The sequence below is a fragment of the Reyranella sp. genome, assembly GCF_036558665.1.
Lineage (GTDB): Bacteria > Pseudomonadota > Alphaproteobacteria > Reyranellales > Reyranellaceae > Reyranella.
Map to the genome: position 1 here is coordinate 17,188 of NZ_DATBFE010000030.1, position 26,160 is coordinate 43,347.

The following is a 26,160-nucleotide window of genomic DNA, read 5'->3' on the forward strand; positions in this document are numbered from 1 at the left end:
GTCAATCGGCTGCCATCGGCCAGGCAAATCGTCAGCGGCCGGAATAAGCGAGGGTCGACAAGGAATTAGGGTCGCAGTGGCAGCGCGCTGCCACCATGCCTACATTGAGTCAATATGGTGACGTCGAGGTAACGTCGGCCATGCGATCAGGTTTTTCACAGACTTCCCCACACCCTCGTGAACGACGAAGCCGACATTGAACAGCCGCTGAGCGAAGGCTCCCTCGCGGACGGCATGCGAACTATCGCCGACTTCGTGCGCACCCTGCCTCGAAAGCCGGGCGTGTACCGCATGATCGCGGCCAGTGGCGAGGTCCTCTATGTCGGCAAGGCGAGGTCGCTGCGCAGCCGGGTTGCGGCGTATACGCAGCCCACGCGGCTGGCCACCCGCCTGATGCGCATGGTGTCGGCGACCCGAACGATGGAATTCGCGGTCACCGACAGCGAGGCCGAGGCACTGCTGCTGGAAAACAACCTGATAAAGCGCTTCCGGCCGCGCTTCAACGTGCTGCTGCGCGACGACAAGTCCTTTCCCTACATCGTCATCCGCCGTGACACGGAATGGCCGCAACTTGCCAAGCACCGCGGCACGCGCGAGCCCAGCAACGAATATTTCGGACCGTTCGCCTCGGCAACTGCGGTCAATCGCACGCTCTACGCATTGCAGCGGGCCTTTCCCCTGCGTTCCTGTTCCGATGGCGTCTTCTCGACCCGGACGCGGCCCTGCCTGCAATATCAGATCAAGCGTTGCACGGCGCCCTGCGTCGGCCGCATCGACAAGCCGGAATACGACAGGATCGTCGACGAGGTGCGCGACTTCCTGGGCGGCCGCAATCGCGAAGTCCAGCAGGCGCTGTCACAACGCATGGAGCAGGCCTCGGGCAACCTCGAATTCGAACAGGCCGCCGTGCTGCGCGACCGCATCAAGGCGCTGGCGCACATCCAGTCGCACCAATCGATCAGCCTGCATACGATCGACGAGGCCGACATCTTCGCCGCACATGCCGAAGGCGGTCAGGTCTGCGTCCAGGTCTTCTTCCTGCGCGCCGGGCAGAATCTCGGCAACCGCGCCTACTTTCCGAGCCATGCCAAGGAACTCGACGAGGCGGCCGTCCTGTCGGCCTTCATTGGCCAGTTCTACGAGTCGCGCCCGGCACCCAAGCTGGTGCTGACGAGCCACGACGTGGCGGAGGCCGAACTTCTGGAAAGCGCGCTGGCCTTGTCGGCCGGCCACAAGGTCGAGATCCGCAATCCCAAGCGTGGCGACCAGAAGGATGCCCTCGATCAGGCGGTCACGAACGCCCGCGAGGCGCTTGCGCGCCGCATGGCCGAACGCGGCACCCAACGCCAGCTCCTCGAAGGCGTGGCGCGGGTGTTCGGTCTCGATGCGGCGCCGGAGCGCGTCGAAGTCTACGACAACAGCCACATTCAGGGCGCGGCCGCGATCGGTGCCATGATCGTCGCCGGACCGGACGGCTTCATCAAGAACTCGTATCGCAAGTTCAATATCAAGACCGAGGGGGCGGCCGGCGACGATTTCGCCATGATGCGCGAGGTCATGAGCCGGCGGTTCGGTCGTGCGCTGAAGGAGAATCCCGAACGCGACGAGGAGCATTGGCCGGACCTCGTGCTGATAGACGGCGGGCAAGGCCAGCTCGAGGCGACCCGACAGGTGCTGGCCGAGCTCGGGCTCGAGGATATCGCCACGGTCGGCATCGCCAAGGGACCAGACCGGGATGCCGGTCGCGAACGGTTCTTCGCGCCTGGCAGACCGCCTTTCTCTCTCGAACCCCGCGATCCCGTCCTCTACTTCCTGCAGCGTCTGCGCGACGAGGCGCACCGCTTCGCGATCGGCACCCATCGAACGCGGCGGGCGGCGGGCATCACGCGCTCCGTTCTGGACGAGGTGCCGGGCATCGGCGCCGGCCGCAAGCGCGCCTTGCTGCATCACTTCGGCAGCGCGCGGGCAGTCGCGGTGGCGACATTGGACGACATCAAGGCAGTGCCCGGGATATCCGATGCTCTCGCCCGCAAGATCCACGATCATTTTCGGGGCGGACATTGAGCGTCTTCGCCGCACCGTCGGGTGACAGGCGGCGATGAATGGGCATTATGGTTCAGGGACATTCATGCTGAACACCGCCAACATCCTCACCCTGTCGCGCATTGTGGCGATTCCGCTGGTCGTTGCCTGCCTGTGGGTCGACCGGCCCTGGTCGCCTTGGGTGGCGGTGTTCCTGTTCGCAGCGGCGGCCGTCACCGACTGGTTCGACGGCTACTTTGCCCGCCGCTATCACCAGATTTCCCGGCTCGGCCGTTTTCTCGATCCGATCGCCGACAAGCTCCTGGTGGCTGCGGTCCTCGTCATGCTGGTGCAGAATGGCCCTTTGAGCGGCGTGCACGTCTTTGCCGCCTTGATCATCCTCGCCCGCGAGATCCTGGTGTCGGGCCTGCGTGAATTTCTGGCCGAACTGCGCGTCGGCCTGCCGGTCAGCCAGCTCGCCAAATGGAAGACAGCCGTGCAAATGGCCGCCATCGCCTTTCTTCTCGTCGGCGATGCGGCCGCGCCGTGGGTGACGACGATCGGCCTCTGGCTGATCTGGATCGCGGCTGGCCTCACCTTGGTGACCGGCTACGACTATCTCCGGACCGGATTACATCATATGGCGGAAGACACGCCGCCCGGCAGTGCCCAATGAAGGTGAAGTACTTTGCCTGGATGAAGCGGACCGTCGGTTTGGCCGAAGAGCAGGTCGAACCGCCGTCCGGCGTGCGCACGGTCGGCGACTTGATCGCGTGGCTGCGCACGCGGAGCGATGGCCATGCCGAGGCGCTGGCCGAAGGCGCCGCCTTCGGCGCGGCGGTCGATCATCGGACGGCGCCGTTCGACACGCCGCTCGCCGGCGCCAAGGAAGTCGCGTTCTTTCCGCCTTTCACGGGAGGCTGACGCCATGGCCGTCCGGATCCAGGAAGCCGACTTCGATATCGGCGCCGAAATCGAGACGCTGACCGAAGGCAACAAGCGCATCGGCGGCCTCGCGGTGTTCGTCGGGCTGGTCCGCGAGATGCACGTGCGCGACGGATTGCATCGCGAGCGGATCGACGCGCTCACCCTCGAGCACTATCCGGGAATGACCGAGAAAGCATTGGAGGAGATCGAAGCCGAGGCCAACCGCCGGTGGCCGCTCGAAACGACTCTCATCGTGCACCGTTACGGAAGGCTCGGCGCAGGTGATCGCATCGTCCTCGTCGCCGTCGGCTCGCCGCATCGAGAGGCTGCGTTCGAGGCGTGCGAGTTTCTGGTCGACTGGCTCAAGACCAAGGCGCCGTTCTGGAAGCTCGAGGACACGCCCGCTGGCGAAAAGTGGGTCGGCGCGGACGCCCGTGATGACACGGCCGCCGCGCGTTGGAACCGCAAGGTGTAGCTTTTACCTCGGCGGACCGATCGTGCCCGCGACTGCGGTGACACCGCCGGCGTATCCGAAGCGATCGCGCGCCATGGCTTGGCGCGGCTCGACCGAGACCACCGCCTGATCGTGCGCCATGGTGCACTCCGTTCTTCATCAGGAAACAGCGCATGGCGGCCCGGAGTTGCCCTCGCTATCCCCGGTAATTCTCGACGATCCTGGCCGGGCGCACCTCGGCCTCGTCCGGATTGCGTCCGAACTCGCGCAGCGCGCGCCGCTGGCGCAGCAGATCCCAACAGCGATCGAGCTCGACGTTGATCCCTTCGAGCCGCTCTCTTTCCGAATCGGAAATATCACCCTTGGCGTAGAGCTTCTTCTCCTCCGCAACCAGATGCTCGATATGCCTGAGCACGGTCTGGTCCGTGACATGCGTCATGACCGATCTCCTCCATCAAAGGATGTGGGCGATTCTCAGCCCAGAGCCACCAACGCCAGATTGGCAAGTCCGCGTCCGCGCAGCCGGTCTGCCGCCATGAGCGACCGCTGTCCGCTGCGGCAACAGAGGACAATGCGTTGCGATGGTGGAGGTTGCGTGACGATCTCCTCGATATGTTCGACGTCGAGTCGGCGAGCGCCGTCGAACGGCGAGATCGGCGCCTCATCGAGGCTGCGCAGGTCGATCACCAAGTCGTCCGACGCGACGGCGGCAGGCGCGATGAAAGGCACGGAATATTCAGGCTCGGGGCTGCCTTCGAATCCGAAGCCGCCAAAGGCCATCTTCCGTGCGTCGAAAGTGACGACCCGGCCCAGCACCGTCGGCTCGAGCTTCAGCAGGAGATGGAGCGCGAGATGGGCCTGCAGGCTGCCCAGCACGGCAACGGCCGTGCCGAGAACGCCAACCGTCGCGCAAGTCCCGCCATCGATCGAGACATCGGGAAATACCGCACGATAACTCGGACCGCCGCCGCAGAAGGCGCCGACGTAACCCGTGAGGCCGATCACCGATGCGCTGACCAGCGGCTTGGACGCGGCGCTGCAGCCATCACTCAGGATGTAAGTGACGGCAAAGCTGTCGGCGGCATCGACAATCACGTCCGCTTGCGCCATCAGGCCGGCGGCATTCTGTGGCGTCAGCCGTTCGACCCTCGCCTCGATCGACAGGTCGGGGTTGAACCGTTGCAGAGCAGCACGCGCCGCCTCGGCCTTCGCCTTGCCGATATCGGGCATGGCGAAAAGCGGCTGGCGGTGGAGATTGCTCTCCTCGACCGTATCGTGGTCGACGATCGTGAGCCTGCCGACGCCGGCGCCGGCAAGATACTGCAGCACCGGGCAGCCGAGTCCGCCCGCGCCCACCACGAGTACCGAGGAAGCCGCGAGCCGCGCTTGGCCCGGGGCGCCGACTTCCTCGAGAATCGTCTGCCGCACGTACCGGTCGGTCATGCCATCACCCGCGTGGCGGCGAGCCACGCCCTCGTCTGCCCCATCGGGTCGGCATGGTTGACGATGTCGCTCACGACCGCCGCCGAGTCGGCGCCCGCGGCGAGGCAGAGCTTCGCCCGCTCGACCGTCAGCCCACCGATCGCCACCAGCGGCTTGCGACCGATCAGCTTCTTCCATTCGCCGATCCGCTCCAGCCCCTGCGGTGTCCATGGCATTTTCTTCAGGAGCGTCGGATAGATCGGACCGAGCGCCACATAGTCGGGATCGACGGCGAGACCTTTTTCCAGTTCGACGTGGTCGTGCGTGCTAACGCCGAGCAGAAGGCCGGCGCGGCGGATCGCCTTCACGTCCGCATCGGCCAGATCTTCCTGCCCGAGGTGGACCCAGCCGCACTTCTCGTCGACGGCAATCTGCCAATAATCATTGACGATCAGATCGGCCCCGTGCGCCGCGCATGACGCCTTGGCTGCGCGCACCTGGCGCCGCAGCTCGGCATCAGGCTGATCCTTGATCCGGAGCTGGATGAATCGTGCACCAGCCGAAGCCAGGCGCCCCACCCAGTCGGCATCGGGCACGACGGGATAGAAACGACCGATCATCGTCAATCTCCGAGCGCCGCACGGCCGATGGTCGGCGTCGAAGGCACCGCCATGTCGCGCGGCTCCATGGGCTGCGCGTTGAACGCCAGCCGGCCGCCCTCTATGGCAAGCGCAAAGGCCCTTGCCATCGCCGCCGGATCCCCTGCTTCGGCCACGGCCGTGTTAAGCAGCACGGCGTCATAGCCCAGCTCCATGGCCGCCGCGGCATGCGACGGCACCCCCACGCCGGCATCGACCACCAGGGGAATGTCGGGGAAGTGAGCCCGCAAGGCCTTCAGGCCATAGACGTTGTTCAATCCCCGCGCCGAGCCGATCGGCGCACCCCAGGGCATCAGCACGCGACAGCCCGCCTCGACCAGACGGTCGGCCACGGCAAGGTCCTCGGTCGTGTAGGGAAAGATCTCGAAGCCTTCTTCGGCCAGCACCTGTGCGGCTTCGACCAGGCCAAAGACATCGGGCTGCAGCGTGTCTTCGTCCCTGATCACCTCGAGCTTGATCCACGGCGTCTCGAAGAGCTCACGCGCCATGTGCGCGGTCGTCACGGCTTCCTTGACCGTGTGGCAGCCCGCGGTGTTGGGCAGCACACGCACCCCGAGCGATCGCACCATGGACCAGAAACTCTGGCCGGCGCGCTCCGGCCCCGCTTCGCGACGCAGCGAGACCGTCACCACTTCCGCACCCGACGCCTGGATCGCCTCGCCCAGGATCTTCGGCGACGGGTAGCGCGCCGTCCCCAGCAAGAGGCGCGATTTGAGCTCGACACCGTAAAACGACATCTTTCAGCCTCCCTGCATGGGCGCCACGACCTCGATCTGGTCGCCCTCGGCAAGCTTCGTCGTCGACCGCACAGCGGCGGCAACGAAGCGCCCATTCACTGCCGTCGCGATCTTCCGCCCGCCAAAGCCCAGCGCGTCGAGAGTGACGGCGAGCGTGCCAGGCTCGACATCATGCTGGTCGCCGTTCACGTAGATCTGCATCGATCGTCTCCAGGGAAGGAAGCAGGTCAGAGACCCGCACCACCACCTCTCGGGCCAGCGCCGGCGCCAACAAGAAACCATGGCGGTAGAGGCCATTGGCATAGAGGGTCCGCCCATCCTGCCGCACCGCGGGCAGATTGTCGGGAAACGCAGGTCGTACATCCGCGTTAATCTCGAGGATCTCGGCCTCACCGAACGCCGGATGGAGCGCATAGGCGGCGTTCAGAAGATCGACTGCGGAACGCACGGTCGGCCCGCCGCGTCTTTCGCTTTCGATCATCGTGGCGCCGATCATGAACACACCCTCGCCGCGCGGCACGATGTAAAGCGGGATACGTGGATGCAGCATCCGCACCGGCCGGGCAAGATCGATCTCTCGCGAACGGATCACCAGCATCTCGCCGCGCACCCCGCGGAGGTCGACGAGCGCGTCGCGCGCGCCAAAGCCACGGCAATCGACGACCAGATCGTGTCGCGACGCGGCAGCAGAGAAAGAGACGCCGAAGCGGATCGGCACGCCGCGCCGGCGCAAGGCGTCGGCCAGTGCCGCGAGCGCCTGGCGCGGATCGAGGTGCGCTTCGCCCGCGAAGAACAATGCGCGGCGGAAGCGGCCGGCGAGATCGGGCTCGAGCTCGGCAAGGCGCGCCGCCTCGATCCATTCGAAATGCTCGGTCCGCGCAGCGAAGCGCGACAGCTCGCCGGCGTCGCGTGCCTGGGCAACCACCAGGCTTCCCCGACGGACCGTGCCCGGAAAGCGTTGCATCCACCAGTCGATCGACGGCGCTCCGCGCGTGGCGACAGCCGGCTCTGTGGTCGCACGTTCGCACCACGGCGCCAGCATGCCGCCGGCCATCCACGAGCAGCAACCGTCGCCCAGCGTGCGGCCGCGCTCGACCACCTCGACCGCGTATCCGCTTTCGCCGAGCTCGAGCGCGCAGCAGAGGCCCGCAACGCCGGCACCAACGACAATGACCTTCGCCTGGCTCAACTGATAACTCCCGTTCCTTCGCCGGCATGACCCGGATCAGGTTCAAAGGGTTCAGCCGCTCCGGCTGTCTCAGACCAGCCTCCTCGATCGAGACCGGACACCCCTCGGACGTTCGATAAGCAGACTGCGGGGAGGCCGACCTGTCAAGCTGACACGTTATGCCGCTTTCGCACGCGCCAACTGCGCGAAATGACCTGATTCGCCGAAACCTTCGCAGTCGGGCTGGCGCACCAGTTCGGCATAGTCCGCCATCAGCGTGCGGGTCATCGGTCCGATCTGGTAGTGGCGCGCGTCGACCGCACCAACCGGCACGATCTCGGCCGCCGTTCCACACAGGAACACCTCGCTCGCATCGTCGAGTTCCTGCGGCGCCACCGCCCGCTCCTCGACCGTCCAACCGCGCCTCTCGGCCATGCCGATGACCGCGCGCCGCGTGATGCCGTCGAGAAAATTCTCGACCTTCGGCGTCACGAGCTTGCCGCCTATCGCCAGAAAAATGTTGGCGCCGGTCGATTCGGCGAGGCGACCCTTCCAGTCGAGCATCAGGGCGTCGTCGAAACCCGCCTTGAGCGCGCGGTCCTTCTCGATGCCGCAGATGATGTAGAGGCCGGCGGCCTTCGCCTCGCCGGGCGCCACCTCGGGGGCGGGCCGCCGGTACTTGGCCATCGTGACCCTGATGCCGCCGGGCTTCACTTGCACGGAGAGGCGGCCTTCCTGCGCCCAAGGCGCGATGGCAAGATGCACTGTCGTTCCGATTGCCGATACGCCCATCACTTCTGACCCGCGCCAGGCGATCGGCCGCACGTAGCCAGAAGTGAGATCATTGGCCTTGACGACCGCTCGGGTGGCCGCGTCGATCTCTTCACGCGTCCACGGCAGCTCGTAGTCGAGCAGGCGAGCCGAGTTGATCAAGCGGGCGCTATGGGCAGCAAGGCGAAAGACACGGCCCTCATAGACGCGCTCGCCCTCCAAAACGGCGGAGCCATAGTGCAACGCATGGGTCAGGACATGGGTCTTCGCCTCGCGCCAGGAAATCAGCGCACCATCGCACCAGATCGAGCCGTCACGATCTGCCATGGTTAATGACATTGCTTTTTCTCCAGTTCCAAAATGCCGGAGCGGTCGAATATCTCCCGCAAAACGAAAGTTTCGGTCCAAATAGGTCAGTATTACTGACCTTTGTCAAGAGCGTGTTTCCGAAGCGAAGACCAGGCCCAGGCTGTGCGGTGTCAAGGTGACGTCCGACACTCTATAGTGCCGCCGCAAACGCAGAAGACATGTCCGTGATGGTGGAAACCAGATCTCCCGCTAACCCGCTGTTTCTGCGTGACGAAGAACTGCGACAAGGCATCGAACTCATGTTCTATGCCTATCGCGACTTCACTTTCGAGAGCGACCAGCAGCTCAAGCGCTATCAACTGGGTCGCGCGCATCATCGCGCGCTCTATTTCATCGGCCGCCATCCCGGCCAGACGGTCGGCCATTTGCTGTCGATCCTGAAGGTCACCAAGCAGTCGATCAGCCGCGTGCTGAAGGACCTGCTCGAGCAGCAGTATGTGGAGCAGAAGAGCGGCGCGCGCGACCGCCGCGAGCGCAGGCTGTGGCTCACCGAGAAGGGCCAGGCGCTCGAGCGCGACCTGACCGACCGCCAAAGCCAGCGTTTTGCCCGCGCTTATCGCGAAACCGGCGCCGAGGCGGTCGAAGGCTTCCGCAAGGTGCTGTTGGGCCTGCTCGATCCGGCGGAACGCATCGAGGTCGACAGGCGCGTGCGCGGGCCCGGCCGTTGACCGGCATGGATGTAGCGCCAGACAAGCCCCATATCCTGGTCGTCGATGACGATACCCGCCTGCGCGACCTGTTGAAATCCTTCCTCTCGCGTAACGCCTTTCGCGTCACCGTGGCCGGCAGCGCCGGCGAGGCCCGGGAGCGGCTCGCCGCCCTCAACTTCGATCTGATCGTGCTCGACGTCATGATGCCCGGTCAGACCGGCCTCGACTTCGCTGCCGAATTGCGCCGCACGGACAACGTGCCGATCCTTATGCTGACGGCCAGGGGCGAACCGAAGGACCGCATCGCCGGCCTCGAGACCGGAGTCGACGACTATGTCGGCAAGCCCTTCGAGCCACGCGAGTTGCTGTTGCGCATCCAGAGCGTGCTGCGACGCGGCCGAGCTGCCGAAGTCGCGGCCGAGCCCGACAACGTGACGTTCGGCCCAATGCAGTTCGATCTGGCGTTGGGCGAACTCACTCAAAAGGGCAAGCGTGTGCCGTTGACTGAAGCCGAGATTGCGCTTCTGCGGGCGCTTGGCGCACGCATGGGCGAGGTCCTGAGCCGCGAGGCGTTGTGCAGGAGCGTGGGCGGCGGCCTCAACGAACGTGCAATCGATGTCCAGGTGACACGATTGCGCCGCAAGATCGAGCCGGACCCCGGCTTTCCGCGCTACCTGCGTACCGTGCGCGGCCAGGGCTATCGCCTGGTGGATGCATGAGTCGTCCGGAATGAAACGGATCGGCGATCTGTTCGAGACGGTCGCGACGTGGGCCGACCGCCACTCGCCCCAGACGCTGTTTGCGCGCGCGCTGATCATCATCGTGGTGCCGATGCTGATCCTGCAGGCACTCAGCGCATATTGGTTCTACAGCCAGCGCGGCGACAACGTCACCAACAGACTCGCCTTCCTGCTGGTGCGCGACCTCAGAGCGCTGATCGCCATGCGCCACGATTTCCCCGACGAGGCGCATCGTCTGTGGATCGTCCACCATGCGCAGATCGACCTGCTTATGGATGTCAGCTTCCGCAAGGGCATCATCGAGCAATGGAAGCCGCCCGACCACTATGACATCGTGGGGCGCGAGGTGCAGGGTGCGCTCGATGCCGATCTCAAGCGGCCCTACTTCATCGACAACGACGTCGGCGGCAACCAGCTGCTGCTCGAGATCCAGCTCAACAACGGCGACATCATGACGGTGCGGGTGCCGCATCTGCGCCTTACCTTCGGCTCGAGCTTCGCCTATGTGCTGGCCCAGCTCGGCCTCGCCCTCGTCCTGTTCGGCCTCGCAATCTGGTTCATGCGTCGCGAGCTGGTGCCGATCGAGCATCTCGGCGTCGCCGCCGATGCGCTCGGCAAGGGGCGCGACATTCCCGATTTTGCCTTCTCCGGCGGCACGCGCGAGGTTCGCAATGCCGCCCGCGCCTTCCAGACGATGCGGATCAGGCTGAGTCGTTCGATCCAGCAGCGCACCGAGATGCTGGCCGGCGTCAGCCACGACCTGCGCACGCCTCTCACGCGTATGAAGCTCTCGCTCGCCCTCCTGCCCGATTCACCGGAGACCAAGGAGCTCGGTGACGACGTCGCCGACATGGAGCGCATGATCGAGGGCTATCTCGCCTTCGCGCGCGGCGAGGGCGACGAGGAGACGAGCCCGGTCGATCTGTCGGAAGTGCTGGAAGAGGTGGTGGCCGGCGCGCGGCGCGACAGCGCCGATGTCGGGCTGGGCGTCGAGGGCGACATGCATGTCGAGTTGCGGCCGCTTGCCATGAAGCGCTGCCTCACCAACGTTCTCTCCAATGCGCTGCGGCACGGCACGCGCGCCGAAATCCGGGCCGTGCGAGGCCGCACCTCGGTCGAAGTCATTGTCGACGATAACGGACCGGGAATCCCGCCCGACCGCTACGAGGACGTGTTCCGCCCCTTCTATCGCCTCGACGAATCGCGCAACGTCGAGACCGGAGGTGTGGGCCTCGGCCTCACCATCGCGCGCGATGTGGCACGCAGTCACGGCGGCGATGTCTCGCTCGCCGCCTCGCCACTCGGCGGTCTGCGTGTGATCGTGAGGATTCCGCTTTGAGCCGCCCGGCGCTTGTAGCAGGACGGCCTGTGCTATAGTGCCGGCAATAGCCTCGAGAAGAAATGTCCAGGACCCAGTCGCTCAGCTTCGCCCGCGTGCCGCATCCGTCGCCGATCCCGGCCGACAAGCGCGCGGAACTCCTCAAGAATCCGGGCTTCGGCCGGGTCTTCTCGGACCACATGGTGACGATCCGCTACGGCGAGCCCCAAGGCTGGCACGACGCCCGGATCGAGCCGCGCGCGCCGATCTCCATGGATCCGGCCGCCGCCGTCCTGCACTACGCCCAGGAGATCTTCGAGGGGCTGAAGGCCTACCGCACGGCCAGCGGCGGGGCGACGCTGTTTCGACCGGAGGAGAACGCCCGCCGCTTCCAGCAATCGGCGGAGCGGCTCGCCATGCCGATTTTGCCGGAGGCGCTGTTTCTCGAGGCGTGCGATCTGCTGGTGAGCACCGACCGCGAGTGGATCCCGGACGGCGACGGCAGTCTCTACCTCCGGCCGTTCATGTTCGCCAACGAGATCTTTCTCGGCGTGAAGCCCTCATCGGACTACCTTTTCATGGTGATCGCCTCGTCGGTCGGCGCCTATTTCAAGACCGACGCACCGGCCGTCTCGGTCTGGGTCTCGACCGAGTACACGCGAGCGGCACCCGGCGGCACCGGTGCCGCCAAGTGCGGCGGCAACTACGCGGCGAGCCTGCTCGCCCAGGCCGAGGCGACCCGCCATGGCTGCGACCAGGTCGTGTTCCTTGACGCCAGGGAGCAGCGCTGGGTGGAGGAGCTGGGTGGCATGAACATCTTCTTCATCTTCGATGACGGCTCTCTGTCGACGCCACCGCTCGGCGGCACGATCCTGCCAGGCGTCACGCGCTCCTCGCTGATCACACTCGCCATGGACAAGGGCATCAAGGTCCGCGAGGAACGCTATTCGATCGACCAGTGGCGCGCCGACGCCGGCAGCGGACGCCTGCGCGAGGCCTTCGCCTGCGGCACCGCCGCAGTCGTGACGCCGATTGGCACGGTCCGCAGCACGGACGGCGAGTTCAAGATCGGCAATGGCGGATCGGGCGCGAAGACCGAGGAGCTGAAGGCTGCGCTGGTCGGCATCCAGCGCGGGCGCGACGCCGACCCGCATGGCTGGATCCACAAGGTCTTCTAGAACAGCTTGCCGCCGTCCGGCACCTGCTTGTCCGGGACGACCAGCACGACGGCGCCCTCTCTGTCGGGAAATCCGAGCGTCAGCACCTCCGACATGAACTTGCCTATCTGGCGCGGCGGGAAGTTCACGACCGCCGCGACCTGCCGGCCGATCAGGCTTTCGGGCGTGTAGTGCGCGGTGAGCTGGGCCGAGGATTTCTTGATGCCGAGTTCCGGGCCGAAATCGATCTCGAGCGTAATGGCGGGCTTGCGCGCGCCATCGAGCGGACGCGCGGTACGCACGGTGCCGACGCGGATATCGACCTTGGCGAAGTCGTCGTAAGCGATGGTGCTCATACCGCCGCAGCCTACGGCCCGACGGCCAAAAGAAAAGGGCCGTCCAAGACGGCCCTCGTACCATCGGCTTGCGGCCGACCGGCTTACTTCTTGGCGATCGCGGCCTTGACCTCGTCGGTCAGCTCGGCGATGCGATCGTTGAGGACGCCGAAGGCTTCGCTCTGGCCCTTGGTGTAGAGCTCACCGAGCTCCTTTGCATTGGCGAGCACGACGTCATAGCTCTTCTTCGCGAAGTCGATCTGCTTGGCAGCCTTCTCCTCGACCGTGGCGGCGGCAAGCACTTCGCTGCCATGCTTGGAGAAATCTTCCAGCGCCGCGCGGAGCATGTCGCCCTGGCGCTGCGCGATCGTCTTCAGCGACTCGACGGTCGAGGTGCCGGCCGTGGTGATGGCGGCGAAATTCTTGCGGTTGGCCTCGACGATCGACTCGATATTGACCATCGGGAACTTGAACTCGCCGGCGAACTTGGTGAAGTCGAAATCGGCGAACGGGTTCTTGAAGCTGCCATTGGCGTACATGAAGATCTCCTGAAGGACTGATGGGACTAGAGCTGAAATCCGCTGTTATGCTGCGTTGCACAACGACGCTGAATGTAGATGCTGCACCTGCGAAGTCAAGGGACTTTGTGCAATGCACAAAAAATTATCTCACCGTCGCATCTGACTCCCTCGTCCGAGGAGAAACTCGTTTTCTTTCAAATAGTTGAGACCACCTTTCCGCGGCTTTCAGGCGGTGATCCAGAGCCGCCATTGTTTTGGAAAGGTCGCCCGTCTCGTCGCGCTCGAATGTTCGAGAAACGGCATAGTGAATGGTGAGAAGCCCGTTTTGCCGCAGCGCACCCACCAAGCCGTCGCTGGGGAGCGCAGCGGCCTCCAGCATCGCTCCCATTGAACGCATCAGTGCCGGACCGAGGGCCAAGGCGAGCAGCGGATCGCGCACAGCGGCGTGCCGAATCTCGCGCAGCGCATCGCGATGCGGACGCAGCGCATCGTAGCGGCGCATCATCACGTCGAACAGCCGATCGCGCGGCGTCTCTTCCGGGTCCGGATCACGTGGCGTGTCGGCGAGGACCTGCGAGTCGACACCCCGCATGAAGGAGGTCACGAGCGACACCTTGTCGGGATGAAGCCGGTACAGCTCGCCGACGCCAAGGCTTGCAGCCTTTGCGACATCGGCCAGCGTGACGTGAGCGAATCCCCTTTCCGCGACCAGAGCGAGAAACGCCTCGACAGTGCGGTCCGGCGTTTCGCTCATCCGGCGAGTTCCCTGGAGCGCCGTGATGCCGCAGCGAGCGCCTTGTCGAAAATCGGTTGCAGTCCATCGGCGGCCATCAGGACCTTCAAGGCTTCGGCGGTGGTGCCGCCCGGGCTGGTGACGTTAACGCGCAACTGCGCCGCGGGTTCGGTCGATTGCCGCAGCAATTCGCCGCTGCCGGTCACGGTCGCACGTGCGAGCTGCATGGCCATGTCGGAGGCGAGCCCCAGCTTGGCGCCGGCGGCGGCCATCGCCTCGACCAGCAGGAAGACATAGGCTGGCCCGCTGCCGGAAAGGGCGGTGACCGGATCCATGAGCGCCTCGTCTTCCACCCAGAGGGCCTGCCCTACCGCCTCGAGGAGATCCTGGCACTTGCTCCTCTCGGCCGCCGAGACGCCCTGGGCGGCAGTCGCCACGGTGATCCCCTGCTTGACGGCTGCCGGTGTATTGGGCATGGCGCGCACGACCTTCGCCGTCTTGCCGAGATGACCGGCAAAATAGTTGAGGGTCTTGCCGGCGGCGATCGACAGGAACACGGCTCCTTCATCGGCGAAACGTTTGAGATCCGGCAACGCCGCGTCCATCGTCTGCGGCTTCACCGCCAGAACGACGATCTCGGGCGTCTCGCTGACTTCCGAAGTCGATGCCACAGCGCGCAGCCCCGGTCTGCGCGGCCGTTGCGCGTCGACGGGTTCGGCCACGACCACGTCGGCTGGCGCAAGCCCACGGGCCAGCCAACCCTCGAGCAAGGCACCGCCCATCTTGCCGCAGCCGACCAACAAGAGCTTGCCCATGCCGTCCCCCTTCGCCCCTCTAGCGCCCCTTGAACCTCGCCGGCCGCTTCTCGCGGAAGGCGGCAGCTCCCTCCTTGCGGTCGTCGCTGCCCGCGATCTGCTCGAGCTTGTAGCGCTGCGGCACGAAGATCTCCGCAGGCCCGCGCGGCAAGGTCTGGTTCGCAAAATCGCGCAAGGTCCGGATCACGAGCGGCGCGGAGTTGGCAATGACGCTCGCCATGCGCCGAGCCTCTTTGCGCTCCTCGCCGAGCGGAACGACCTTGTTCACGAAGCCCACATCATAGGCGCGCCTCGCCGGGATCTCTTCGCCCAACAGCAAGAGCTCCATGGCGACCTTGTGTGGCATGCGCGAGACGATGCCCGGCATCAGCCCGCCGAAGACACCGACTTTCGCCTCGGGGTACATGAATTTGGTGGTATCGGCGGCAACCATCAGGTCGCAGGTCATGACCAGGCATATGCCGCCGCCGATCACCCACCCCTGGGTGGCGGCGATCACAGGCTTGCTGAGCTTGCAGGAAACGTCCGGGACAGCCTTCCACATCGCGGCCGGCGGATCCTTGAGATCGGCACCGACGCAGAAGGCGGGGCCGTCGGCCTGCAGAACGGCTACCTGGTCGCCGCCCGCTTCGAAGGCGCGCCAGGCGTCGGAGAGGCCGTCGCACAGCTCCTGGGTCAAGGCATTGCGCTTCTCGGCGCGCGCCATGGTGATGGTGGTGATACCCTCGCTCGACTCGACTTTGACAAGGCTCACGGCGTCCCTCCGGCAGGCGGCGTTGTTGCGCGGGATGCTATCAGCCGCCCATACTCGCTGCATCAGGAGTCCCATCATGCAGACCCGCAATCCCTTTATCGATGATCTCACCAAGCTCGCCAACGGTGCCATGGGCGCGCTTACCGGGGTGAAGGACGAGGTCGAGGCGCGCGTGCGCGACCAGATCGCGAAAATCCTGGACGGCATGGACATTCCGCGGCGAGACGAATTCGAGGCGGTCAAGGCGATGGCCGCCAAGGCGCGCGAGGAGAACGATGAGCTGAAAAGGCAGATCGCCGATCTGCAGGCGCGGCTCATGAATACGGGGCCCTAGCGCATGCGTGTCGGCGTGGAAGTCGGCGGCACCTTCACAGACCTGGTTGCCGTCGAAGGAGGACGTGTGGTCGTCGCCAAGGTGCCGAGTACGCCCCGGTCACCCGATATCGGCGCGTTCGCCGCCTTGACCTCATCGGGCATCGATCTCGCCCGTATCGAGGATCTCGGCCACGGCTCTACCGTCGCGACCAACGCGGTGCTGGAGCGCAAGGGCGCGGCCGTCGCCTTTGTCGCCACGTCGGGCTTCCGCGACCTGCTGTTCATGCAGCGCCACGACCGGCGCAATATCTACGATCTCTTCTACGCCAAGCCCGCGCCGCCGGTACGCCGCAAGGATTGCTTCGAGGCGGATGAGCGCCTGCGCGCAGATGGCTCGGTGGAAATGCCGCTCGATGAAGCGAAAGTGCGGGCGGAGCTCATCCCCGCGCTCAGAGCCGGCGGTTATGATGCGATCGCGATTTGCCTGCTGAATGCCTACGCCAACCCGACGCACGAGAAGCGCCTCGCCACGTTGATCGTGGAGGCGATGCCGGGGGTGCTGGTCACTTGCAGCCACCACGTCGCGCGCGAGTTCCGCGAGTTCGAGCGCGCCTCGACGACGCTGCTTTCGGCCTATGTGCAACCGGTGATCGACGGCTACCTTCGCCGCTTCGAGAGCAAGCTCGCGAATGCAGGCTTCAAAGGCCGCTTCACGGTGATGCAATCCAACGGCGGCCGCCTGCCAGCCGGCGCGATGCGTCAGAGCGCGATCACCGCGCTCTACTCGGGACCGGCAGCCGGTGTGGTCGGCGCCACCCGTCAGGCGGCGCGTTCGGGCTTCGCGAATCTCATCACCTTCGACATGGGGGGCACCTCGACCGATGTCTGTCTGGTGCAGGACGGACGGCCGGCGCTTGCATCGGAAAGCGAGATCGACGGCCTGCCGATCCAGACACCGGTGCTCGACATCGTTTCGGTCGGCGCGGGCGGTGGCTCCATTGCCTGGATCGATGATGGTGGCATGCTGCGGGTCGGCCCGCAGAGCGCGGGCGCCGACCCGGGTCCGGCCTGCTACGGTCGAGGCGGCACCGAGCCGACGATTACTGATGCCCACGTCGTTGCCGGCACGATCCGGCCGGCAGCGTTTCTTGGCGGCCGAATGAAGCTCGATGGAGAGGCCGCGCGAAGAGTCTTCGAGCCCCTGGGCCAACGCTTCGGTCTCGGCGTCGAGCAGGCCGCTGCGTCGGCGCTGCAGCTCGCCGACGCCAATATCGTGCGCGCGATCCAGCTAGTCTCGACCGAGCGCGGCCGCGATCCGCGCGACTATGCGCTGGTGCCGTTTGGCGGCGCAGGCCCGCTGCATGCCGCGCGCATCGCCGAGGAACTCGGCATCGTAACCATTGTGGTGCCGCCCAATGCCGGTGTGATCTCGGCCTATGGCCTGGTCGCCTCGGACTACACCAAGTTCGACGCCGTCACGCACAAGATGAAGCTCGACGACCTGGCGGCACGCGAAGTCTCCAAGACGTTTGCCGAAATGCGCGCGAGACTCGCCGCCCAGTTCGCCGACATGGGGCTGCCGGGCGAACTTTCGTACACCCACACGCTCGACATGCGGTTCGTGGGCCAGGCGTTCGAAGTCGGTGTCGAGATCCCTGCGGATCGTCTCGGGTCGCTCGATACGGCCTATCTCGCCGAGTTGTTCGCCGACGCGCATCATCGCACCTTCATGCATGGCGCCGCGCTCGACCGTCCGGTCGAGATCGTAACCCTACGCGTGGGTGCGACGCTGCCTATTGGCACGGCACCGAAGCTCGATCGCGACGCCGTGGCGCCGTGTCCGTCCGAGCGCACACACATCTTCCACGGCGAGGCCTGGGTCGAGTGCGCGCGCTACACCGCCGAAGCCCTGACAGCCGCCCAGCATATCGAAGGACCGGCCGTGATCGAGGGTCACACTACAACGACCTGGGTGCCGGTGGGCTGGACGGCCAAGCTCGACGCGGCCGACAATCTCATCCTGTGGAGGGCGTCATGACGGCCATTCTCGATCCCCTCGATTACGCGGTGATCAGCCAGGCTCTGATCGCAGGTGCACGCGAGATGGGCGTCAAGCTGATCCGCTCGGCCTATTCGACCATCTTGCGCGAAGCGCGCGATGGCTCGGCCGGCCTGATGGACCGCTGCGGCAACACCGTAGCGCAAGCCGAGCTCATTCCGATGCAGCTCGGGCCGATCGGCGAGACGCTGCGCGCCTGCCTCAGACGCCATCCGGTCGAGACGCTTCAGGAAGGCGACTTTCTGATCAACAACGACCCCTTCGAGGGCGGCCAGCACATTCCCGACGTCTTCATCTTCACGCCGATCTTCGCCGACGGCCGGGTCGTGGGATTCGGCGCTTCGGTTGCGCATCATCTCGATCTCGGCGGCGGCGCGCCCGGGCTGAACATCCATGCCAGCGACGTCTACCAGGAAGGGCTACGCATCCCGCCCAGCCGATACAACTTTGAACGCGACTGGAACGGCGGGTCGTTCGAGCGGCTCGTCACCGCCAATGTGCGGGTGCCCGATCTCACCGTCGGCGACTTCAACGCCCAGTTCGCGGCCAATGCGATCGGTGTGCTGCGGGTGAAGCAGCTCTGCGACCGCTATGGCATCGACAAGGTCGAAGCGGCGATGAAGGAGATGCAGGACTACTCGGAGCGCCGCGTGCGCGCCGCCATCGCCCAGGCACCCAAAGGTACCTTCTACGGCGAGGACGCGATCGACGATGACGGGCTGTCCGACGATCCGTTGCCGATCAAGGCGAAGGTCACGATCGAAGGAGACTCGGTCGAGATCGATTTCGAAGGCACCTGCCCGCAGGTCAGGCGCAACCTCAACTGCCCCTACTCGAGCACGCTCTCCGCCGCCCTTTCCTGCGTGAAGTCGGTGCTGACCAGCCCCGACATTCCCTACAACGAGGGGATGGCACGGCCGATCCGCATCAAGGTGCCCTACGGCTCGCTCCTGAACCCGCGACCGCCGGCGCCGGTGCGGGCGCGCATGATCCCGGCCTATCGCGTGTTCAACGCCGTCATGAAGGCGATGGCGCAGGCGTTGCCTGACAAGGTGATCGCCACCGGCTTCGACTGCACCACCGCCTTTTGCCTCAGTCGCCTTGGCGAGAAGGGCTACAGCGTCTATCTTGAGATCTTCGGCGGCGGATACGGCGCTTCCAGGAACGCCGACGGCTGCGATGCCGTCGATTCACCGCTCAGCAACTGCTCCAATGCGCCGGTCGAGTCGCTCGATATCGACTATGACTTTTTCCGCATCGTCGGCTACGAGCTCGCCCCCGATTCGTTCGGGCTCGGGGCGCACCGTGGCGGCGCGGGATTCCTGCGACGCTGCGAGATCCTGAAGGACGACGTGCAACTCGCGATCTATTCCGACCGCTTCCGCCTCGCCCCCGAAGGTCTGTTCGGCGGCGAGCCCGGCCGGCGCGGCTACTGCCGCATCCTCCGAGCCGACGGCACGACGCAAGACCTGTCCAGCAAGGCCGCCGTCGACCTCGCCAGGGGCGACGTGGTCGAGATGTTCGTGGGCGGCGGCGCCGGTTTCGGCCGCGTCGCCGAGCGTTCTCCCTCGCTGATCGAACGCGACCTCGCGGACGGCCTGCTCACGCGCGACCCGCGCCACGGCACGGCTCGCAAGCTCGCGGCAGAATGAAACCGCAACGAGCCGGCCGCGGACCGACGACCGGATCTTTGTCTTAGCCCAGTACGTGGACCGTCGGCACGAACCAGTAGAACGCCACGCCGATCACGATCAGCCAGATCAGCATCACGAAGGTCCAGCCCATGTTGTGGCGGATCACTTCGCCTTCGTTGCGGACAAACCGGCTGGTCGAGACCCCGACGCTGGCGGTCTGCGGCGCCACCGGCTTGCCGACTTCGGCGCCGACCGAATTCAGCGACGGAAGCAGCAAGGGCGGCAGGCCGAGAATCTTGCCGACCGCGAGCTGGAACGCGCCGAACATGGCATTGGTCGAGGTGTTCGAGCCACTGAGCGCCACGCCGATCCAGCCGAGCACCGGCGCGACGACGATGAACAGCACGCCGATCTTCGAGAAGCCGAAGGCCAGTGACGCCGCCATGCCCGAGAAGTTGAAGACGTAGGCGAGGCCGAAGATGAAGACGCCGACCAGACAGGCACCCCACATCTGCTGCCAGGTCCGCCGCACAATCTCGCCAAGCTGGGTCCTGCTCACCCGCAGCAGCAAGGCGACGACAAGCCACGACACGGCGATCGCCGAGCCGCCGACCCCCGGCGCCCAGGCGAAGGCGGCAGATACGGTCTTGCCCTGCTCGAGCGCGGAGCCGGCAGTAACGGCCGCCCTGAATGGCACGTAGGCCGGGATTTTTGACCACGGCCCGGTCCACAGAACGACGATGACGACCAGCACGATGATCGGCAGCCAAGCCTGGAAGATCTCGCCGCCGCTGAGGCCATGGGCTTGACCGGCACCGCGAGCCGCCGCCTCGCCGGAAAGCGGCGCGCCGCCATAACCACGCACCGTCGCCGGTTGCCAAATCCTGAGCAGTGCCAGCAGGCAGACGAAGCAGAGGATGGCCCCGGCGACATCCGGCAGATACGGGCCGAGGTAGACGGCGACGGGAAGCTGCCCGGCGATATAGGCGAGCGAGCCGACCACGGCGAGGGGCCAAGCCTCCCACATCCCCTCGCGGCCGCTCACAAGATACAACAACACCCACGGCGGCAGCAGGGCCAGCACGGCGACGATGTGGCCGACCGAGCTCGACAGGGCCAGAAGCGGCAGCCCGGTTACCGCAGCCAGTCCGATGATCGGCGCGCCGAGGGCGCCGTAGGACACGGGCGCATTGTTGGCGAGCGCCGCCACGCGCACCGCGTCGAGATCGGGAATCCCGAGCGTGATCAGGATGGGGGCGACGAAGGCCCACGGATAGCCAAAGCCCACAAGCCCTTCGAGAAGCGCCCCGAACGCCCATGCGAACAACATCGTCTGGACCCGGACATCGGCCGTGCCCTTCGCCACCAGCCAGCGCCGGAATTTTTCGAACACGCCGGTGATCACGAGCGTGTTGAACAGCATCACACCCCAGATCGTGATCCAGTCGACGTTCCACACGCCGGTCGCCGAGCCGTAGAGATAGGCAAGCGCGCCCTGACCAGTGGGCATGTGCCATACGAAGACGGCAATGGCATAGGTAACGACCGAGCCGATCAGCACGGCAAGCCATGCCGACAGACGCAACACGGCGAGCAGGAACAGCAGCAGGGCCACGGGAACGAGGGCGAGCAGCCACGTCAGGAAAAGGCTACCGGTCGGATCGAGGATTTGACTGAACATCGTCTCCCCCAATCTGTGCAGCGTACGGTTGTGTCAGGCGCCTGATCGTCAGCCGAGACCGGCTGCCGCCGACCGACGCGCAACTTCCATTGTGCAAGAAGAGCACGCTTTGCCGCTTAAGATCGTACAATTTTGCATAGCGGGCAACGCCCGTCGGGGCTCTCGGGCCGGGCCGGATTCGGCGTGCGAAACGGCGTGGTGGTGCTCTGAGCGCTGGGGATTAAATTTTTGGAATCACTGACTCTTTTCCCAAAAACCGGCCCGATTTCTTATTGCGCCCGGACTCTCGCTTGTGGCAGGCTAGGCCTTGTGGGTTTCTGGGTTCCCACCACGATATATCGGCCAACCGCATCAAAAACGGCTCCCTGAGAGCCGCACAGCGGAATGGTTGGGGAGTCGGTCGATGGCGTTATCGCGACACGAGCGGAGCAGACAGAAAGTCGACCTCAATCCGCTCGAGATGATCGAAAAGGTCGTGTCGGCCAATGAATGGCCCTTCGATCGAACATCCGAGCGCGAGATCGCCGTCGAGGTCGCCGGCCGCTGGTGCGACTATCGCATGTTCTTCAGTTGGCGCGAGGACGTCGAGGCCCTGCATTTCACCTGTGCTTACGACGTGCGCATCCCGACCGAGCGGCATCCGGAGATTCATGGCCTGCTCGCGTTGATCAACGAGAAGATGTGGATGGGGCATTTCGATCTCTGGACCGAAGAAGGGCTGCCGATGTTCCGGCATGCCATTCCCTTGCGCGGCACCGAGGGTCTCAAGCCGGAGCAACTCAATGATCTGGTCGAAGTCGCGATCAGTGAAAGCGAGCGCTTCTATCCCGCTTTTCAGTATGTCGTGTGGGCGGGCAAGACGCCCACCGACGCCTTGACTGCCTCGATCCTCGAGACGGTCGGCGAAGCCTGAACGAATAAGGACCCTCCGACGCCCCCTCTCCTAAGAACAATAACCACACACGTTGGATCGTCCTGAGCGGCGCCGGTCTCCCCTAGGCCGGCGCCGCGACCATTCTGCGGTCACGATTGCCTCGATTGCCCGGCTATAACGAGCGCCCGCATGATTCCGCTTCTCATCCCCTATCCGAATATCGATCCGATCCTGGTGCAGCTGGGACCGTTCGCCATCCGCTGGTACGCCCTCGCCTACATTGCCGGGCTGGTGATCGGCTGGCGCATCATGCGCCGCGTCTGTCAACAACCGCCGGCGATCCTGTCGCCGGAAAAGATCGACGATTTCCTGCTATGGGCCGCGCTGGGCGTCATCCTGGGCGGTCGGCTGGGTTATGTGCTCTTCTACAAGCCGAGCTTCTTCTTCCATGACCCGGTGGCGATCCTGACCTTGTGGGAAGGCGGTATGTCCTTCCACGGCGGATTGCTGGGCGTCGTCACGGCGATCCTCGCATTCTCGTTCCGCAACGGTGTGAACACCTTCATGCTGTCGGACCTCGTGGCGATCGTGGCGCCGATCGGCCTGTTCTTCGGGCGCATCGCCAACTTCATCAACGGCGAGCTGTGGGGACGTCCCACCGACGTGCCCTGGGCGATGATCTTTCCGCGCGGCGGCCCAATTCCGCGCCATCCGAGCCAGCTCTACCAGGCGTTTTTCGAGGGTGTGCTGTTGTTCCTGCTGATGCTCGCGGTCTGGCGGCTGACCGATGGACGGAGACGGCCGGCGCTGCTGACCGGCGTGTTCTGCATGGGCTACGGCGTCGCTCGGATCGTCGGCGAGGTCTTCCGCGAGCCCGATTCCTTCCTGGGGTTTCTTTGGGGACCGATCACCATGGGCATGCTGCTCTCCGTGCCGGTTTTCCTGTTCGGGCTGGTCCTGGTCGTCCTCGCCTGCAGCCGCCCGCCTTTGCCGCAAGGCTGAAGGGGCCGGCGTGACCAGCGAGCTCGGCCGACGCATCGCCCGGCGCATTGCGGTCACCGGCCCGATGTCGATTGCCCAGTTCATGGCCGAGGCGCTCGGCCATCCCACGCTGGGTTACTATCGTCGCGCCACGCCGCTTGGCACCGCGGGCGACTTCATCACGGCACCGGAGATCTCGCAGATGTTCGGCGAGCTTCTGGGTGCCTGGCTCGCCGAGCGCTGGGAGGCGATGGGCAGGCCGTCCCCGGTGCGGATGATAGAACTTGGACCGGGTCGGGGCACGCTGATGGCCGATGCCCTGCGGGCGACACGTGGCGTGACCGGCTTCCACCTTGCCCTCGATCTGCACCTCGTCGAGATCAACGCCCCGCTGCGTACGGCACAGCAGGCCGCGCTCGCCCTCTACAATCCGACCTGGCACGAGACATTCGACGACGTGCCGGGCGGTCCGGTTTTGCTGATCGCCAACGAGTTCTTCGACGCTCTGCCGATACGCCAGTTCGAGAGGACACAGCGCGGCTGGAGCGAGCGCATGGTGGGCCTCGGGTCCGACGGCGAGAGCCTGGCGTTCGCTTTGTCGCCCGGCCCCTCGGCCTTCGCCGGCCTGCTGCCCGCCGCGTTGCGCGACAGCTGCCTTCCGACCGGAACGGTGGCCGAAGTCTCCGTCGCAGCCGCCGATCTCGCCAACCGGATCGCAAAGCGCCTTGTGCAGGACGGAGGCTGGGCGCTCATCGTCGACTATGGCCGCGACAGGGCCGCTCCGGGCGCCACGCTGCAGGCTTTGCGCGGCCATAGTTCTGTCGATCCACTCGATCGGCCGGGGGAAACCGATCTCACCGCCCATGTCGATTTCGCCGCCCTCGCGGACGCTGTGCGCGCCGCCGGGGCGCGGACGTTCGGGCCGGTCGGCCAAGGCATTTTCCTGCGCCGGCTGGGCATAGAGCGGCGGGCCGCGACGCTGAAAGCGCGTGCCACGCCCACCCAGAGCGCGGGGATCGACGCGGCATTGCTGCGCTTGATCGGCCCCGACCAAATGGGCACCTTGTTCCGTGTGCTGGCAGTTGGCGACGACCGAAGCGCCGCGCCGGCCGGTTTTTCGGACGAGACATGATCCAGGCCCAAATCCAGGCCAAGGCGCTTGCCGATCTCCCTGGCGTGCAACACCGCTTCTTCACCCGGCTCGGCGGGGTCAGCACTGGCCTCTATTCCTCGCTGAATTGCGGCTATGGGTCAGGCGACAGTCCGGACAATGTCCGCGAGAATCGCCGCCGCGCGGCCGTGACCTTCGGACTCGCCGAAGCCGACCTGCTTACGCTTCACCAGATCCACTCGACCGACGTGCTGACGGTCGGCGCGGAGCGCTGGGGCTCGCCCGGTGCGCCCAAGGCCGATGCGCTTGTGACCGACCGTCCGGGCGTGGTGCTAGGCGTGCTCGCAGCCGATTGCGCGCCGGTGCTGCTGGCCGACGTGAAGGCCTTCGTGATCGGAGCGGCCCATGCCGGCTGGAAGGGCGCATTGGGCGGCGTCGTCGAAGCGGCAATTGCCGCCATGGAACGGCTGGGCGCACGGCGCGAAAACTTGCGGGCGACCATCGGACCCTGCATCGGTCACGCCTCGTACGAGGTCGGACCGGAGTTCCCGAGGCCCTTTCTCGACCAGAACGAGGCCAACGGCGCGTTCTTTCGCCCGGCCCTTCGTGCCGGGCACTTCCTGTTCGATCTGGCAGGGTACGTCGCGCAACGTCTGGGGCGCGGCGGCGTGACGGTCAGCATGACCGGCCACGACACGCTGGCCGACCCCGACACCTTCTTCAGCTATCGCCGGAATACCTTGAACGGCGTGCGCGACTACGGACGCGGATTGTCGGCCATAGCTCTCGAGAGCTGACTTGCCGTATTTCGTCCTTCTCGTTGCTTGTTGCCTGCTGGGTTTGGTCGCGACATGCGTCTTGATGTGATCGTTCTTGTAGTGCTCGCGCTCGCAGGATGCGCGCCCACGCCCAAGCCGTTCGAGCACAGCGGTGCGAACGACCAGGCCTATGCACCCAAGCGCGACAAGATCGACGTCGTGATCATGCCGCCTGCGAATATGCCAGCCGAACTTGGTCAGCGAGTCGCGGCGGCGCTCGCGATCGAGTTGCAGGCCTATGGCATCATCGGCACGCTCGAGCCGGGCAGGGCGCCCGCTACCGTCTCGGGTCTGATGAGCACCCATGACGCCCCGCTGGGGCTCGGACTCGAAATTGATGTCGATTGGTCCCTGGCCGGCGATGACGGCGTCGGCGGCCCGACCACGACCAAGACGGTGGTCCGGCCGGAAGACTTCGCTGCAGCCAGCGATCGGCTGGCGTCGCGCATCGCCCAGCAGGCCGCTCCCAGGGTGGCGACCATGCTGGGCCACCCGCCCGATTACGAAGCCCGGTCGCTGGGACAGGTTGCGGCGGGCCTCAGCATACCGCCGGCGCCGCGCCTCAACAGAGATTCGACACAGTCGGCCTCCAGCGCGACGGCGGCTGCCGAGCCTTCCGCGAAGCCACCGACACCACCCCCTTCGACCGCGCCATCAGCACCGCAAGTCAGAGCCTTGGTGGCGCCGGTCACCGGCGCCCCCTCCGATGGCAATCGCCAGCTTTTCTCGGGCATGCGGCGGGCATTGGGTTCGAGCCGCGTCGTGGTCATGGACAAGGCCGGCCCCGACGTCTTCACCGTCGTGGGCGCGGTCAGCCTCACGCCCATCGATGATCGCTCCGGCCAGCTCTCTGTCACCTGGGTACTCAAGGATCCGAGCGGCAAGGAAGTCGGCAAGGTCGAACAGGCCAATCCGGTGCCGCTCGCCGCGACACGCGGCTCGTGGGCCGGCTTCGGCGACATTGTCGCAGCCGCCGCAGTCGAGGGCATCCTGGAGTTGCTGGACAAGGCCCGCGAACAGCAACACTAGCGCGCACCGGGTCTGAATCGGCTTGTCAGAGGGGGGCATCGGACTGCTACTGTCGTTCAAGCGGCTCGATTCTTGCCAACGAAAAGCCGTGACATGGTGAGGGGGT

The 26,160-nt window shown here is 65.6% G+C and carries 29 protein-coding genes and 1 riboswitch; of the genes, 16 read left to right on the forward strand and 13 right to left on the reverse strand.

Annotation, left to right across the window (positions count from 1 at the left end; translation table 11 throughout):
• The first annotated feature begins 177 nt into the window (after positions 1–177).
• The 4 genes from uvrC (at position 178) to VH499_RS04580 (ending at position 3,424) form a co-directional block, all read left to right on the forward strand.
• The gene (uvrC, locus tag VH499_RS04565) at positions 178–2,064 is read left to right on the forward strand and encodes an excinuclease ABC subunit UvrC (protein WP_332051509.1); all 1,887 of its coding nucleotides are present in this window, start codon (positions 178–180) and stop codon (positions 2,062–2,064) included.
• 64 nt (positions 2,065–2,128) lie between these two features.
• Positions 2,129–2,698: a CDP-diacylglycerol--glycerol-3-phosphate 3-phosphatidyltransferase gene (gene pgsA, locus VH499_RS04570; RefSeq protein WP_332051510.1), complete on the forward strand. Its 570-nt coding sequence runs from the start codon at positions 2,129–2,131 to the stop codon at positions 2,696–2,698.
• Complete coding sequence (locus VH499_RS04575; protein WP_332051511.1) at positions 2,695–2,946, forward strand: MoaD/ThiS family protein; 252 nt, start codon at positions 2,695–2,697, stop codon at positions 2,944–2,946. The genes pgsA and VH499_RS04575 overlap by 4 nt, the downstream gene beginning before the upstream one ends.
• A gap of 4 nt (positions 2,947–2,950) precedes the next feature.
• Positions 2,951–3,424: a molybdenum cofactor biosynthesis protein MoaE gene (locus VH499_RS04580; RefSeq protein ID WP_332051512.1), complete on the forward strand. Its 474-nt coding sequence runs from the start codon at positions 2,951–2,953 to the stop codon at positions 3,422–3,424.
• A 175-nt stretch (positions 3,425–3,599) separates the two neighbouring features.
• Here the strand turns inward: VH499_RS04580 and VH499_RS04585 are convergent, their stop codons facing one another.
• The 7 genes from VH499_RS04585 to VH499_RS04615 form a co-directional block, all read right to left on the reverse strand.
• Positions 3,600–3,842 carry a DUF2630 family protein gene (locus tag VH499_RS04585; RefSeq protein ID WP_332051513.1) on the reverse strand — a complete coding sequence of 81 codons (243 nt, stop codon included), beginning with the start codon at positions 3,840–3,842 and terminating at the stop codon, positions 3,600–3,602.
• Between the two features lie 35 nt (positions 3,843–3,877).
• Positions 3,878–4,846 (reverse strand): HesA/MoeB/ThiF family protein, encoded by a 969-nt coding sequence (locus tag VH499_RS04590; protein ID WP_332051514.1) that lies wholly within the window; start codon positions 4,844–4,846, stop codon positions 3,878–3,880.
• Positions 4,843–5,451, reverse strand: a complete 609-nt coding sequence (locus tag VH499_RS04595; protein ID WP_332051515.1) for a thiamine phosphate synthase — start codon at positions 5,449–5,451, stop codon at positions 4,843–4,845. The genes VH499_RS04590 and VH499_RS04595 overlap by 4 nt, the downstream gene beginning before the upstream one ends.
• Complete coding sequence (locus tag VH499_RS04600; RefSeq protein WP_332051516.1) at positions 5,448–6,221, reverse strand: thiazole synthase; 774 nt, start codon at positions 6,219–6,221, stop codon at positions 5,448–5,450. The genes VH499_RS04595 and VH499_RS04600 overlap by 4 nt, the downstream gene beginning before the upstream one ends.
• A gap of 3 nt (positions 6,222–6,224) precedes the next feature.
• Positions 6,225–6,422 carry a sulfur carrier protein ThiS gene (gene thiS / locus VH499_RS04605; RefSeq protein WP_332051517.1) on the reverse strand — a complete coding sequence of 66 codons (198 nt, stop codon included), beginning with the start codon at positions 6,420–6,422 and terminating at the stop codon, positions 6,225–6,227.
• Positions 6,391–7,410: an FAD-dependent oxidoreductase gene (locus VH499_RS04610; protein WP_332051518.1), complete on the reverse strand. Its 1,020-nt coding sequence runs from the start codon at positions 7,408–7,410 to the stop codon at positions 6,391–6,393. Before VH499_RS04610 ends, thiS begins: the two co-directional genes overlap by 32 nt.
• A riboswitch (TPP riboswitch) is annotated at positions 7,407–7,525 on the reverse strand. (Overlaps the previous gene by 4 nt.)
• Positions 7,526–7,566: 41 nt before the next feature.
• A complete protein-coding gene (locus VH499_RS04615) occupies positions 7,567–8,487 on the reverse strand; it encodes a branched-chain amino acid aminotransferase (RefSeq protein WP_332051519.1) in 921 nt (306 codons plus the stop codon).
• Positions 8,488–8,687: 200 nt separating this feature from the next.
• Here VH499_RS04615 and VH499_RS04620 point away from each other — a divergent pair, with 200 nt between their 5' ends.
• The 4 genes from VH499_RS04620 to VH499_RS04635 all read left to right on the forward strand — a co-directional run bounded on the left by VH499_RS04620 (position 8,688) and on the right by VH499_RS04635 (position 12,415).
• Entirely contained in the window at positions 8,688–9,197 is a 510-nt protein-coding gene (locus VH499_RS04620; protein ID WP_332051520.1) for a MarR family winged helix-turn-helix transcriptional regulator, read from the forward strand.
• A 5-nt stretch (positions 9,198–9,202) separates the two neighbouring features.
• Entirely contained in the window at positions 9,203–9,898 is a 696-nt protein-coding gene (locus VH499_RS04625) for a response regulator (RefSeq protein WP_332051521.1), read from the forward strand.
• Between the two features lie 10 nt (positions 9,899–9,908).
• Positions 9,909–11,258, forward strand: a complete 1,350-nt coding sequence (locus VH499_RS04630; RefSeq protein ID WP_332051522.1) for an ATP-binding protein — start codon at positions 9,909–9,911, stop codon at positions 11,256–11,258.
• A 62-nt stretch (positions 11,259–11,320) separates the two neighbouring features.
• Positions 11,321–12,415, forward strand: a complete 1,095-nt coding sequence (locus VH499_RS04635; protein ID WP_332051523.1) for a branched-chain amino acid aminotransferase — start codon at positions 11,321–11,323, stop codon at positions 12,413–12,415.
• Here the strand turns inward: VH499_RS04635 and VH499_RS04640 are convergent.
• The 5 genes from VH499_RS04640 to VH499_RS04660 all read right to left on the reverse strand — a co-directional run bounded on the left by VH499_RS04640 (position 12,412) and on the right by VH499_RS04660 (position 15,552).
• Positions 12,412–12,750: a tRNA-binding protein gene (locus tag VH499_RS04640; protein WP_332051524.1), complete on the reverse strand. Its 339-nt coding sequence runs from the start codon at positions 12,748–12,750 to the stop codon at positions 12,412–12,414. The two genes, VH499_RS04635 and VH499_RS04640, sit on opposite strands and share 4 nt — an antisense overlap.
• A gap of 83 nt (positions 12,751–12,833) precedes the next feature.
• The gene (locus tag VH499_RS04645) at positions 12,834–13,268 is read right to left on the reverse strand and encodes a phasin family protein (protein WP_332051525.1); all 435 of its coding nucleotides are present in this window, start codon (positions 13,266–13,268) and stop codon (positions 12,834–12,836) included.
• A gap of 124 nt (positions 13,269–13,392) precedes the next feature.
• Complete coding sequence (locus tag VH499_RS04650; protein ID WP_332051526.1) at positions 13,393–14,004, reverse strand: TetR/AcrR family transcriptional regulator; 612 nt, start codon at positions 14,002–14,004, stop codon at positions 13,393–13,395.
• Positions 14,001–14,798 carry a pyrroline-5-carboxylate reductase gene (gene proC, locus VH499_RS04655; RefSeq protein ID WP_332051527.1) on the reverse strand — a complete coding sequence of 266 codons (798 nt, stop codon included), beginning with the start codon at positions 14,796–14,798 and terminating at the stop codon, positions 14,001–14,003. The genes VH499_RS04650 and proC overlap by 4 nt, the downstream gene beginning before the upstream one ends.
• Positions 14,799–14,817: 19 nt before the next feature.
• Positions 14,818–15,552 carry an enoyl-CoA hydratase/isomerase family protein gene (locus VH499_RS04660; RefSeq protein ID WP_332051528.1) on the reverse strand — a complete coding sequence of 245 codons (735 nt, stop codon included), beginning with the start codon at positions 15,550–15,552 and terminating at the stop codon, positions 14,818–14,820.
• 76 nt (positions 15,553–15,628) lie between these two features.
• Here VH499_RS04660 and VH499_RS04665 point away from each other — a divergent pair, with 76 nt between their 5' ends.
• From VH499_RS04665 to VH499_RS04675, 3 genes are read left to right on the forward strand one after another with little or no spacing between them, the layout of a single operon-like run.
• Complete coding sequence (locus tag VH499_RS04665; RefSeq protein ID WP_332051529.1) at positions 15,629–15,886, forward strand: accessory factor UbiK family protein; 258 nt, start codon at positions 15,629–15,631, stop codon at positions 15,884–15,886.
• A gap of 3 nt (positions 15,887–15,889) precedes the next feature.
• Positions 15,890–17,905: a hydantoinase/oxoprolinase family protein gene (locus tag VH499_RS04670; RefSeq protein ID WP_332051530.1), complete on the forward strand. Its 2,016-nt coding sequence runs from the start codon at positions 15,890–15,892 to the stop codon at positions 17,903–17,905.
• Positions 17,902–19,578, forward strand: a complete 1,677-nt coding sequence (locus VH499_RS04675; RefSeq protein ID WP_332051531.1) for a hydantoinase B/oxoprolinase family protein — start codon at positions 17,902–17,904, stop codon at positions 19,576–19,578. Before VH499_RS04670 ends, VH499_RS04675 begins: the two co-directional genes overlap by 4 nt.
• A gap of 43 nt (positions 19,579–19,621) precedes the next feature.
• Here VH499_RS04675 and VH499_RS04680 read toward each other — a convergent pair whose 3' ends face one another.
• Positions 19,622–21,241, reverse strand: a complete 1,620-nt coding sequence (locus VH499_RS04680; RefSeq protein ID WP_332051532.1) for an L-lactate permease — start codon at positions 21,239–21,241, stop codon at positions 19,622–19,624.
• Between the two features lie 403 nt (positions 21,242–21,644).
• Here VH499_RS04680 and VH499_RS04685 point away from each other — a divergent pair, with 403 nt between their 5' ends.
• From VH499_RS04685 to VH499_RS04705, 5 genes are all read left to right on the forward strand, one after another.
• The gene (locus tag VH499_RS04685) at positions 21,645–22,154 is read left to right on the forward strand and encodes a YbjN domain-containing protein (protein ID WP_332051533.1); all 510 of its coding nucleotides are present in this window, start codon (positions 21,645–21,647) and stop codon (positions 22,152–22,154) included.
• A gap of 150 nt (positions 22,155–22,304) precedes the next feature.
• The gene (lgt, locus tag VH499_RS04690; protein WP_332051534.1) at positions 22,305–23,117 is read left to right on the forward strand and encodes a prolipoprotein diacylglyceryl transferase; all 813 of its coding nucleotides are present in this window, start codon (positions 22,305–22,307) and stop codon (positions 23,115–23,117) included.
• 10 nt (positions 23,118–23,127) lie between these two features.
• A complete protein-coding gene (locus VH499_RS04695) occupies positions 23,128–24,228 on the forward strand; it encodes a class I SAM-dependent methyltransferase (protein ID WP_332051535.1) in 1,101 nt (366 codons plus the stop codon).
• Entirely contained in the window at positions 24,225–25,004 is a 780-nt protein-coding gene (gene pgeF / locus VH499_RS04700; RefSeq protein ID WP_332051536.1) for a peptidoglycan editing factor PgeF, read from the forward strand. Before VH499_RS04695 ends, pgeF begins: the two co-directional genes overlap by 4 nt.
• Positions 25,005–25,058: 54 nt before the next feature.
• Positions 25,059–26,054 (forward strand): hypothetical protein, encoded by a 996-nt coding sequence (locus tag VH499_RS04705; protein ID WP_332051537.1) that lies wholly within the window; start codon positions 25,059–25,061, stop codon positions 26,052–26,054.
• Positions 26,055–26,160: the final 106 nt, after the last annotated feature.

Excerpts from the sequence above, each read along its gene's own strand:
- VH499_RS04620 (WP_332051520.1), top strand. The coding sequence starts at position 8,688 with ATGTCCGTGATGGTGGAAACCAGATCTCCCGCTAACCCGCTGTTTCTG.
- VH499_RS04600 (WP_332051516.1), bottom strand. The coding sequence starts at position 6,221 with ATGTCGTTTTACGGTGTCGAGCTCAAATCGCGCCTCTTGCTGGGGACG.
- VH499_RS04625 (WP_332051521.1), top strand. The coding sequence starts at position 9,203 with ATGGATGTAGCGCCAGACAAGCCCCATATCCTGGTCGTCGATGACGAT.
- VH499_RS04705 (WP_332051537.1), top strand. The coding sequence starts at position 25,059 with ATGCGTCTTGATGTGATCGTTCTTGTAGTGCTCGCGCTCGCAGGATGC.
- VH499_RS04645 (WP_332051525.1), bottom strand. The coding sequence starts at position 13,268 with ATGTACGCCAATGGCAGCTTCAAGAACCCGTTCGCCGATTTCGACTTC.
- VH499_RS04580 (WP_332051512.1), top strand. The coding sequence starts at position 2,951 with ATGGCCGTCCGGATCCAGGAAGCCGACTTCGATATCGGCGCCGAAATC.
- VH499_RS04680 (WP_332051532.1), bottom strand. The coding sequence starts at position 21,241 with ATGTTCAGTCAAATCCTCGATCCGACCGGTAGCCTTTTCCTGACGTGG.
- VH499_RS04650 (WP_332051526.1), bottom strand. The coding sequence starts at position 14,004 with ATGAGCGAAACGCCGGACCGCACTGTCGAGGCGTTTCTCGCTCTGGTC.
- thiS (WP_332051517.1), bottom strand. The coding sequence starts at position 6,422 with ATGCAGATCTACGTGAACGGCGACCAGCATGATGTCGAGCCTGGCACG.
- VH499_RS04675 (WP_332051531.1), top strand. The coding sequence starts at position 17,902 with ATGACGGCCATTCTCGATCCCCTCGATTACGCGGTGATCAGCCAGGCT.
- VH499_RS04640 (WP_332051524.1), bottom strand. The coding sequence starts at position 12,750 with ATGAGCACCATCGCTTACGACGACTTCGCCAAGGTCGATATCCGCGTC.
- VH499_RS04585 (WP_332051513.1), bottom strand. The coding sequence starts at position 3,842 with ATGACGCATGTCACGGACCAGACCGTGCTCAGGCATATCGAGCATCTG.
- pgsA (WP_332051510.1), top strand. The coding sequence starts at position 2,129 with ATGCTGAACACCGCCAACATCCTCACCCTGTCGCGCATTGTGGCGATT.
- VH499_RS04575 (WP_332051511.1), top strand. The coding sequence starts at position 2,695 with ATGAAGGTGAAGTACTTTGCCTGGATGAAGCGGACCGTCGGTTTGGCC.
- VH499_RS04670 (WP_332051530.1), top strand. The coding sequence starts at position 15,890 with ATGCGTGTCGGCGTGGAAGTCGGCGGCACCTTCACAGACCTGGTTGCC.
- VH499_RS04635 (WP_332051523.1), top strand. The coding sequence starts at position 11,321 with ATGTCCAGGACCCAGTCGCTCAGCTTCGCCCGCGTGCCGCATCCGTCG.
- VH499_RS04630 (WP_332051522.1), top strand. The coding sequence starts at position 9,909 with ATGAAACGGATCGGCGATCTGTTCGAGACGGTCGCGACGTGGGCCGAC.
- VH499_RS04615 (WP_332051519.1), bottom strand. The coding sequence starts at position 8,487 with ATGGCAGATCGTGACGGCTCGATCTGGTGCGATGGTGCGCTGATTTCC.
- lgt (WP_332051534.1), top strand. The coding sequence starts at position 22,305 with ATGATTCCGCTTCTCATCCCCTATCCGAATATCGATCCGATCCTGGTG.
- proC (WP_332051527.1), bottom strand. The coding sequence starts at position 14,798 with ATGGGCAAGCTCTTGTTGGTCGGCTGCGGCAAGATGGGCGGTGCCTTG.
- pgeF (WP_332051536.1), top strand. The coding sequence starts at position 24,225 with ATGATCCAGGCCCAAATCCAGGCCAAGGCGCTTGCCGATCTCCCTGGC.
- VH499_RS04665 (WP_332051529.1), top strand. The coding sequence starts at position 15,629 with ATGCAGACCCGCAATCCCTTTATCGATGATCTCACCAAGCTCGCCAAC.
- VH499_RS04685 (WP_332051533.1), top strand. The coding sequence starts at position 21,645 with ATGGCGTTATCGCGACACGAGCGGAGCAGACAGAAAGTCGACCTCAAT.
- VH499_RS04590 (WP_332051514.1), bottom strand. The coding sequence starts at position 4,846 with ATGACCGACCGGTACGTGCGGCAGACGATTCTCGAGGAAGTCGGCGCC.